The 255-nt window shown below is 52.5% G+C and carries 1 protein-coding gene; it reads left to right on the top strand.

Going from position 1 to position 255, the window contains the following annotated elements; translation table 11 throughout:
• Positions 1-255, top strand: a 255-nt coding sequence (locus Q4550_RS23690; RefSeq protein ID WP_303536707.1) for a hypothetical protein, incomplete at both ends; no start/stop codon positions are given.

Below are 255 nucleotides of genomic sequence, written 5' to 3'. Positions count from 1 at the left end.
TGCGACTGGGCGGCGCAGCGAGATGACTGCCTTGTTATCTTCACGGGCACACGAGACTTCCTTGAGGGAGAGGTGAAGCGCTACACAGGTCAACGAGATGTAAAAAACTTGGAGACGCTCGCATGGCACCACAACCACCCTGCAGCGTACAGTTTGTTTTGCCAAGAAGTGTTAGGTATGGGGGGCATGGAGCACATCACACAAACCTTCATGGACTACTCAGCGAACATTGGAACAACGTATCAGTTCGACACC

Origin of the sequence: Anaerobacillus sp. 1_MG-2023 (genome assembly GCF_030547345.1) — a bacterium.
Lineage (GTDB): Bacteria > Bacillota > Bacilli > Bacillales > Guptibacillaceae > Guptibacillus > Guptibacillus hwajinpoensis_B.
The sequence above is the reverse complement of the archived record's forward strand: the minus strand, read 5'-3'. Positions and strand labels throughout refer to the sequence as shown.